The organism is uncultured Granulicatella sp. (genome assembly GCF_963528195.1).
Classification (GTDB): Bacteria; Bacillota; Bacilli; order Lactobacillales; family Aerococcaceae; genus Granulicatella.
This window is the reverse complement of record NZ_CAURVN010000053.1, coordinates 1-8,009: the sequence shown is the minus strand read 5'-3', so window position 1 is coordinate 8,009 and position 8,009 is coordinate 1. Positions and strand designations below refer to the sequence as shown.

The 8,009-nt window shown below is 33.5% G+C and carries 10 protein-coding genes; 9 read left to right on the top strand and 1 reads right to left on the bottom strand.

Translation table 11 applies throughout. The features are described 5' to 3' along the window. Positions 1-139: 139 nt before the first annotated feature. The 4 genes from RWR88_RS08065 (at position 140) to pheT (ending at position 4,742) form a co-directional block, all read left to right on the top strand. Positions 140-679, top strand: coding sequence for an NUDIX hydrolase (locus RWR88_RS08065; protein ID WP_314451710.1), 540 nt, complete (start codon positions 140-142; stop codon positions 677-679). 8 nt (positions 680-687) lie between these two features. Next, complete coding sequence (locus RWR88_RS08060) at positions 688-897, top strand: hypothetical protein (protein ID WP_006702989.1); 210 nt, start codon at positions 688-690, stop codon at positions 895-897. Positions 898-1,259: 362 nt separating this feature from the next. Then, entirely contained in the window at positions 1,260-2,309 is a 1,050-nt protein-coding gene (pheS, locus tag RWR88_RS08055; RefSeq protein ID WP_314451707.1) for a phenylalanine--tRNA ligase subunit alpha, read from the top strand. A gap of 12 nt (positions 2,310-2,321) precedes the next feature. After that, positions 2,322-4,742: a phenylalanine--tRNA ligase subunit beta gene (gene pheT / locus RWR88_RS08050; RefSeq protein ID WP_314451704.1), complete on the top strand. Its 2,421-nt coding sequence runs from the start codon at positions 2,322-2,324 to the stop codon at positions 4,740-4,742. A gap of 161 nt (positions 4,743-4,903) precedes the next feature. Here pheT and RWR88_RS08045 read toward each other — a convergent pair whose 3' ends face one another. After that, complete coding sequence (locus RWR88_RS08045) at positions 4,904-5,311, bottom strand: transposase (protein ID WP_314451702.1); 408 nt, start codon at positions 5,309-5,311, stop codon at positions 4,904-4,906. A 101-nt stretch (positions 5,312-5,412) separates the two neighbouring features. On the opposite strand from RWR88_RS08045, the gene RWR88_RS08040 reads away from it, so the two are divergent. Genes RWR88_RS08040 through RWR88_RS08020 form a run of 5 tightly spaced genes read left to right on the top strand, consistent with a single transcriptional unit; the run spans position 5,413 to position 7,850 of the window. Next, the gene (locus RWR88_RS08040; protein ID WP_314451700.1) at positions 5,413-5,967 is read left to right on the top strand and encodes a hypothetical protein; all 555 of its coding nucleotides are present in this window, start codon (positions 5,413-5,415) and stop codon (positions 5,965-5,967) included. 46 nt (positions 5,968-6,013) lie between these two features. Further along, complete coding sequence (locus RWR88_RS08035) at positions 6,014-6,211, top strand: helix-turn-helix domain-containing protein (protein WP_314451698.1); 198 nt, start codon at positions 6,014-6,016, stop codon at positions 6,209-6,211. Then, positions 6,204-7,328, top strand: a complete 1,125-nt coding sequence (locus RWR88_RS08030) for a hypothetical protein (protein ID WP_314451696.1) — start codon at positions 6,204-6,206, stop codon at positions 7,326-7,328. Before RWR88_RS08035 ends, RWR88_RS08030 begins: the two co-directional genes overlap by 8 nt. After that, entirely contained in the window at positions 7,306-7,473 is a 168-nt protein-coding gene (locus RWR88_RS08025) for a hypothetical protein (RefSeq protein ID WP_314451695.1), read from the top strand. The genes RWR88_RS08030 and RWR88_RS08025 overlap by 23 nt, the downstream gene beginning before the upstream one ends. Before the next feature lie 56 nt (positions 7,474-7,529). Next, positions 7,530-7,850: a hypothetical protein gene (locus RWR88_RS08020; protein ID WP_314451694.1), complete on the top strand. Its 321-nt coding sequence runs from the start codon at positions 7,530-7,532 to the stop codon at positions 7,848-7,850. Positions 7,851-8,009 lie beyond the last annotated feature (159 nt).

Genomic DNA, 8,009 nt, shown 5'->3' with positions numbered 1-8,009 from the left:
AAAAAACACCCCAAAAGTTAGATTTTTCATGTCTAACTTTTGGGGTGCAGTACATAAAAAGGTCTTTTGAATATTCAAAAGACTTTTTTAATTGCTAATTTAAATAGACAAGATATAATAGTATTAAGGAGGCTTATTTATGAATGATTTTACAGAAGTAACCGTACAAAAAGAAGTGAAATACCAAGGTGGTATTTTTACAGTTGAACACCATTTAGTATCTCTTCCAAATGGTAAACAATCAACGAGAGATATTGTTTTACATAATGGAGCAGTAGCAGTTCTTGTTGTTCATGAAGGGAAAATTTTATTAGTTCGTCAATATCGTAAAGCCATTGAAGCTCATACATTAGAAATTCCTGCAGGTAAATTAGACCATGATGGAGAAAGCCCATTAGAAGCAGCCAAAAGAGAGTTAGAAGAAGAGGCACAATTAAGTGCAAATGAATGGAAAAAAGTAGTTGATTTAGTACCAACTCCTGGATATTGTAATGAAAAGATTCATTTGTATGAAGCAAAGGGAATTCATCATTTAGAGAATGCTGCACCATTAGATGAAGATGAATTTGTATCCATTGAGTGGATTCAAGTGGAAGAAGTGATTCAAAAAATCCATAACGGAGAAATTACGGATGCAAAAACGATTATTGCTGTTCAATATGCAGCATTGCATCAATAGGAGAAAATATGTCGAAAGAACCATTATTAACACGAAAAGCTTTGAGAGAACATGTAGTAGAGCAAAAAAGGTCTCAAAATAGTGAAGAGATTGAATGGAATGATTCACCAGTTCCTAAAAAGCCTTTTTTAGAAAGATATAATCGCTTTTTAACGATTTGGATGATTGCGATGATTGTACTGATTATTGTAGCAATCGGAGTTCAAATCTTCTTATAAAATGATGGAAATATTAGATTCTCTAATTTAGAACATGATTTAAGGCTAGACAATTCATAAGAGCTTTGATAAAATAACACATATATTTAAAGACATTGATGGAAAAGGGTTATAGAAAATTTCATTATTAGGGAGAAAGGTCAGCGACTGAAAGCCTTTCATGAAAATCTACAACTTTTCACTTCCGAAGTCGCCATTGGGATTCGATAAGATGAATAATGGAACGGTTCGTTACCGTTAATAACGCCGAGTGCCTGCAATGCAGGAATGAGGGTGGTACCGCGATAAATTTCGTCCCTTACAATTTTTAGGAATTGTAAGGGACTTTTTGTTTATAAAAATGATTTATAGGAGGAAACAAAATGAATTTAGCAGAAATGAAACAACAATTTGATGCGATTCGTCAAGATGTATTAGCTGCATTAGAAACTGTTCAAACTTTAAAAGAAGTTGAACAAATTCGTGTGCAACAATTAGGAAAAAAAGGACCTATTACGGAAGTTTTAAAAAATATTAAAAATATCGTTCCTGAAGAACGTCCACAAGTAGGAGCTTTAGCGAACGAATTACGTAGTGTGATTGAAGAAAAAATTACAAGTATTAAAGCAGACTTAGAAGCAAAAGCATTAGTGGAATCTTTACGTAAAGAAACAATTGATGTTACTATGCCAGGTCGACCAATGACTGTAGGGACAAAACACGTATTAAGTCACGTTAGTGATGAAGTGGAAGATTTCTTTATTGGATTAGGATACCAAGTAGTAGAAGGTCCAGAAGTAGAATCAGATCACTATAACTTCGAAATGATGAACTTACCAAAAGATCATCCTGCTCGTGATATGCAAGATACATTTTATATTACACCTGAGTATTTATTACGTACGCAAACTTCACCAGTTCAAGCAAGAACAATGGAAAAACATGATTTTTCTAAAGGGCCATTAAAAATGATTAGTCCAGGGCGTGTATTTAGACGTGATAATGATGATGCTACTCACTCACATCAATTCTATCAAATCGAAGGATTAGTAATTGATAAACATATTACAATGGCTGACTTAAAAGGAACATTAGCTGCATTTGCCAAAGAGTTATTTGGTCAAGATCGTGAAGTTCGCCTACGTCCAAGTTACTTCCCATTTACGGAGCCTTCTTTAGAAGTAGATATTAGCTGTTTCAAATGTGGCGGACAAGGTTGTTCGATTTGTAAAGGAACAGGTTGGATTGAAATTTTAGGTTCTGGAATGGTTCACCCGAATGTATTAGAAGCTGCTGGAGTGGATTCAAGCGTTTATGGTGGATTTGCCTTTGGATTAGGACAAGACCGTATTGCAATGTTGAAATATGGAATCGAAGATATTCGTTCACTTTATACGAATGATGTTCGTTTCTTAAATCAATTTACGAAGTAAGGAGAAGAGAGTATGAAATTATCGTATGAATGGTTAAATGAATATTTAGATTTAAGTTCAATTACTCCTCAAGAATTAGGAGAAAAAATGTCACGTACTGGGATTGAAGTAGATAGTGTATCCGTTCCAGGAGAAGGACTAAGTGGATTAGTTGTAGGTCGTGCATTAGAAGTAGTAGATCATCCAGATTCAGATCATCTACATGTCGTTTCAGTGGATGTTGCTGGGGAAGAATCTTTACAAATCGTCTGTGGCGCACCAAATATTGCTAAAGGGCAAAAAATTATTGTAGCGACTCATGGAGCACGTATTGCTGGTGGTCATAAAATTAAACGTGGAAAATTAAGAGGAGTAGAGTCTCAAGGGATGATTTGTTCTCTTCAAGAATTAGGGCTTCCTTCTTCATTAGTGCCAAAAGAATATGAACAAGGTATTTACGTATTTGAAGATGATGCTATTGAAGTTGGAATGGATGCAGTTAAAGCTTTAGCATTAGATAGTGCGATTGTGGAATTGGATATTACAGCTAACCGTGCAGATGCTTTGAGTATGAGAGGTTCTGTTCATGAAATTGGTGCTATTTATAATTTAGAAAATACATTAACACCAGATGAATTTTTAGAAGGGGATTCATCTTCATTAGATCCATGGATGACAGTATCGGTTGAAGATGAAGTAGACGCCCCAGCTTATCACTTACAAATTATTAAAAATGTTACGGTAAAACCAAGTCCACAATGGATGCAAAATCGATTAATTGCAGCAGGCGTTCGTCCAATTAATAATATCGTAGACGTAACGAATTATATTTTAATGGAATATGGGCAACCGCTACATGCATTTGACTATGATCGTTTAAATTCTAAACAAATTCATGTTCGTCGTGCAAAAGATGGTGAAATATTAGTAACATTAGATGGTGTTGAACGTACATTAAGTAATGAAATTGTTATTACAGATGGAGAAAAACCAGTTGCATTAGCTGGGGTAATGGGTGGATTAGATTCAGAAATTATTGAAACAACAACAACTGTTGCATTAGAATCAGCATTATTTAATCCAAAAGCGATTCGTTTAGCTTCTCAAAAACATAATTTAAGAAGTGAATCAAGTAGCCGTTTTGAAAAAGGAATTAATAAAGCAACTATTTTACAAGCTGGTAAGAGAGCTGCAGCATTAATTGCTGAATTAGGAGATGGTGAAGTAGTTGAAGGAGTAGCTTCTGCTCAATCACTAACATTAGAGTTACCAGTTGTTTCGATTTCATTAGAACGTTTAAACCATGTTTTAGGAACTAGACTTACAACTGAAGAAGTATTGCAAGTATTTAAACAATTAGCTTATCCTACAAAAGAAGAAGAAGGAGTATTCCATGTGACAGTTCCTGCTTGGAGATTTGATATTTCGATTGAAGCGGATTTAGTGGAAGAAGTAGGACGTATTTATGGATATGATAGAATTCCTTCTACATTACCAACAACTGCAAGTACACAAGGTGGATTAAATGAGAAACAACGCTTTGTTCGTTGGACTCGTCAATTTATGCAAGGAGCTGGTTTATCACAAGCTTATTCTTATGCATTAACAACTCCTGAAAAATCTCATTGGTTTACAGTAGAAGAAAGACCAAGTATTCGTTTAGACTTACCAATGAGTGAAGATAGAAGTGAATTAAGACAGTCAATGTTACCAAGTTTATTGGAAGCATTACAATATAATGTCGCTCGTTCACAACAAAATGTTCGTTTATTTGAAGTAGGGAAAGTATTCTCGATTGGTAAAAATGGTTCTGAAGATTTCCAAGAAAGAGAAGTGATTGGAGCTGCTGTAACTGGAGAATGGGGGCATGCTTCATGGCAATCACCAGCTCAACCTATTGATTTCTTCGCATTAAAAGGAGTATTAGAAGCTTACTTTGCAGAATTGAACTGTAGTAATTGTATTCGTTTTGTTGCAACAGATGCGATTGGGCAATTACATCCAGGTCAAACAGCTTATATTTATTTAGGCGAAGAATTAATTGGGTTTATTGGAAAAATTCATCCAGTGATTCAAAAGGAATTAGATTTATCTGATACATTTGTATTTGAATTATTAGTGGAACCTTTATTAGCAGAAGGATTACAAGAACGTGTGATTCAATCTGTACCAAAATTCCCATCAATGACACGTGATATTGCGTTATTAGTTCCTGTAACAATGGCGCATGCAACATTAGAAGCAGTCATTAAAGAACAGGCTGGTCAATATGTACAATCAGTTACTTTATTTGACGTTTATAAAGGAGAGCATGTACAAGAAGGGTACCAATCATTAGCTTATTCGATTCGTTTCTTAAATAAAGAAGCTACTTTACAAGAGGAAGAAATTAAACAAGCAATGGATCGTATCCAAACAGCATTAGTTGCATTAGATGATGTAACTATTCGATAAGGCGCTACGGAATAAAAGAACTTTTCTTGAATAGCAAGGACGCCAGCAGCCTTGCTTTGCGAGTCTCATGGCTAAAATTCGAGCCTAGGTCTCGAATTTTGCCTACAAAAAAAGCCAGAAATTTTCTGGCTTTTTTTGCTTTTACTACGAAGAAAATTCTTTTATTCCTCCGCTTGAACGTTAAAAAATATAACTTTTCTTGAATAAAAAATATTTTTCTCCCTTTTTTTCGTATATTTAAGTGAAGTGTAATTTCTAGAAAAAGTAGGAACATAGCCTATCCCATAATGATGATTGAAATTAAACTCTCTGAGTGTTTTAAGAATTTGAGGACAAGTAAATTGATGTTCTAATTTGTGTTCTAACACTCGATAAAGTGTTAATGCCAAGAAACACGTCATAAAGTGACCTTCAATGCGATCTTTATGGCTAAGATAAACCGATCTAGACTTAAATTCACTTTTCATAATACGGAAACTTTCTTCAATTTCCCATCTTCTTTGACCGACACGAATAATATATTCAATAATACCAACGATTATCGCAATTTTTTCTTTTACAAGTGTCAAACTTCCAGCCCTAAGCTTTACACTAGCTTGGACTGTTTTTTTGATTGATATTATTCGTGATTTGGAATATAATGCAATCAAATATTTACGATGGAGAGATTATGAATAAGTACGAAAAATTAAAACAAATTACCCATCATACTGAAGTAGTATGGAAAAAATCTAGAGGTATTGCACCTGATTCCGTTGCGAATAAATTGGATGAAGCAATGCTAAATTGGACTACTCAACTTACAGAGGCATTAAGCATATGGATAGATAAAGATATTAATCTTACAGAGGGTGAGTTGATTTTGGCAAGAACAAACTTAGGTGCACTAACGGAATGCTGGCTAAAATTCTTTTATTGTGTCTACTATGAGGATTATTTAAAGAATCCAAAATTAGATAGAAAAAATCAAATCATTGAGCCAAATAAAATGTCATTCGAAGCCCTAAAGCAATTTAGTATTGGTATCTTGTGGGATAGTAATAATGATCCAAAGTATAAATGGGTAGATAAGGTTCAGTATCAGAGAAATGCAATACATGCTTTTAATTATCGAAATATAGGAACTCCTAGAGAATTTCTGGATGACATAGAATATTTATATGAGTTTGTCGATTTGTTGATATTAAGATTACCTCTGATAGAAGATTGTATGGAGTATTATTAGTAGATTATGAAGTATTTTCAGACTATTCAGAAAGGAGATCGAAGAAATGGAATATTTATCTATAAAGCAAATGTCTGAGAAGTGGGGAATCTCTGTTAGGAGAATTCAAGTTCTATGTGCAGAAAAAAGAATACCTGGGGCAACCAAAATAGGATCATATTGGGCAATACCGGAAAATGCTAAGAAGCCAGAGGATAATAGAATTAAGAGTGGTAAGTATATTAAGGAGAATAAAAATGGATGATTTAATAAAAGATGATACTTTAATCGTTAAAAATAAACTAGATGGCACTAATGATCCTCTAGATATAAAGACAGATTTAATAGATACAGAGACAACTATAATAAATAAAGAGAAAAAATACTTAAAAGTATCTGGTTTACAAAAGGATATTAATTTTACAGGTTTAGTTGATAAAGTGGCTCAGTATGTAAATATTGCGGATATAGTAAGTAACATAGAAAAGTCTGCCGAATATGTTGTTCAAATTCCCGCTAAATATAAAGATGCATTCGATGCTGGAGAAGTGTTTATTAATAAAAATAAGAAAACAGGTATTGAATGGCCAACTCTAATGCGAAAGACAGATAATGGGCAGTATAGATTTGTGGGAGATCTTCCTATTAAGCAACAAGAGTTTTATAGAGGGAATCCATTTCAGGAGATTTGTATTAATTACCATAATATCGTTACTCAACAGCAACTTGCCGAAATATCACAATCTATTGTTGAAACGTACCAGACAGTTAAGATGATAGAGCGAGGACAGCAAGATGATAGAATTGCACTCATTGATGCAGGACGTGAACAGGTCCTGCTAGCTATGACTATGACTGATGAAAATGAAAAAAAAGAAATGCTTAGAGTAGCAGCTAGAGACTTGCTTGTTGGGAAAGAACAAATTGGGAAGGCACTTATGTGCAGAGTTGAGGCGTTTGAATCAATACCCGATTCCGGTTTGAAAATTTTTTTGAATACTTTAAAGGATGGAAATTATCTTAATAAAAAAGATGATGAAATAGAAGATATACAGGAATGTTATTCTCTATACGTAGAAGCAACAAAAATGTTAGCAGTTATATTTGCCTATTCGGGTGAAACAGTAGCTGTTGAGCAAACCTTTAGTAGAAGTATAGATTTTCTTCAACAAATTAATTTTGAAGATCTAAAAAGCATTGAACATTCGCATAAAGGAGTTGACTTTAATGATTGGTTTTTCAACCATCCAGTTGAATATATTGAAATTGAAAAGACTTCATTCATAGAATCATCAAAAGACTATGATTTTTTACAAATAGAGATAACTGGGGAAAAATTATTAGAGGGGGTAATAAGTAATGAAAAAATTTCAGAAGAATAATCTAAATAAAAAAGATCATGAAAAAGTAGATAAAGGTGCCAAGACAGTAAAAAAAATAACAGGTGCGGTTGGTACAGTAGGGATGTGTGTTCTTGCGGTCGTAAAATTTGCACCCAAGATTATTAAAAAAGTTACTAAATTATAAATTGAGATTATTAAGTGGTATTAACATGCTATACCAAGTTGTAATTGAGGAAATTCATGGAAAACATAGATAAATTAACAAATGAATTAAAAGATAATATTTCTAAAGTTTGGAGAGAAACAAAAGAAAATATTGGAGATAATATTTTTAGGGAGCGTACTAGGTCTATATCATCAGATGTTGAAGATGCAATAGCAGTATTTACATCGAGCGTTTTAGAGAATAAATTTGAAATTTATATTGACCCCTCTGTTACAGTAAATAAAAAAATAAATAGGACAGATTTTTTGATAATTAAAGATGGAATCCGCACAATCGAAAGTGGGGCAAAGAGATTAAATATGTCAGAATTAGAATTAACTTCGTATTTCTCATAAAAATTAAAAGTTGTTAATACGCTACGGAATAAAAGAACTTTTCTTGAATAGCAAGGACGCCAGCAGCCTCGCTTTGCGAGTCTCATGGCTAAAATTCGAGCCTAGGTCTCGAATTTTATTTGAAACAAAGTACGAAAAAAAGACAAAAAGATACTACCT

Excerpts from the sequence above, each read along its gene's own strand:
- RWR88_RS08065 (WP_314451710.1), top strand. The coding sequence starts at position 140 with ATGAATGATTTTACAGAAGTAACCGTACAAAAAGAAGTGAAATACCAA.
- RWR88_RS08060 (WP_006702989.1), top strand. The coding sequence starts at position 688 with ATGTCGAAAGAACCATTATTAACACGAAAAGCTTTGAGAGAACATGTA.
- pheS (WP_314451707.1), top strand. The coding sequence starts at position 1,260 with ATGAATTTAGCAGAAATGAAACAACAATTTGATGCGATTCGTCAAGAT.
- pheT (WP_314451704.1), top strand. The coding sequence starts at position 2,322 with ATGAAATTATCGTATGAATGGTTAAATGAATATTTAGATTTAAGTTCA.
- RWR88_RS08040 (WP_314451700.1), top strand. The coding sequence starts at position 5,413 with ATGAATAAGTACGAAAAATTAAAACAAATTACCCATCATACTGAAGTA.
- RWR88_RS08035 (WP_314451698.1), top strand. The coding sequence starts at position 6,014 with ATGGAATATTTATCTATAAAGCAAATGTCTGAGAAGTGGGGAATCTCT.
- RWR88_RS08030 (WP_314451696.1), top strand. The coding sequence starts at position 6,204 with ATGGATGATTTAATAAAAGATGATACTTTAATCGTTAAAAATAAACTA.
- RWR88_RS08025 (WP_314451695.1), top strand. The coding sequence starts at position 7,306 with ATGAAAAAATTTCAGAAGAATAATCTAAATAAAAAAGATCATGAAAAA.
- RWR88_RS08020 (WP_314451694.1), top strand. The coding sequence starts at position 7,530 with ATGGAAAACATAGATAAATTAACAAATGAATTAAAAGATAATATTTCT.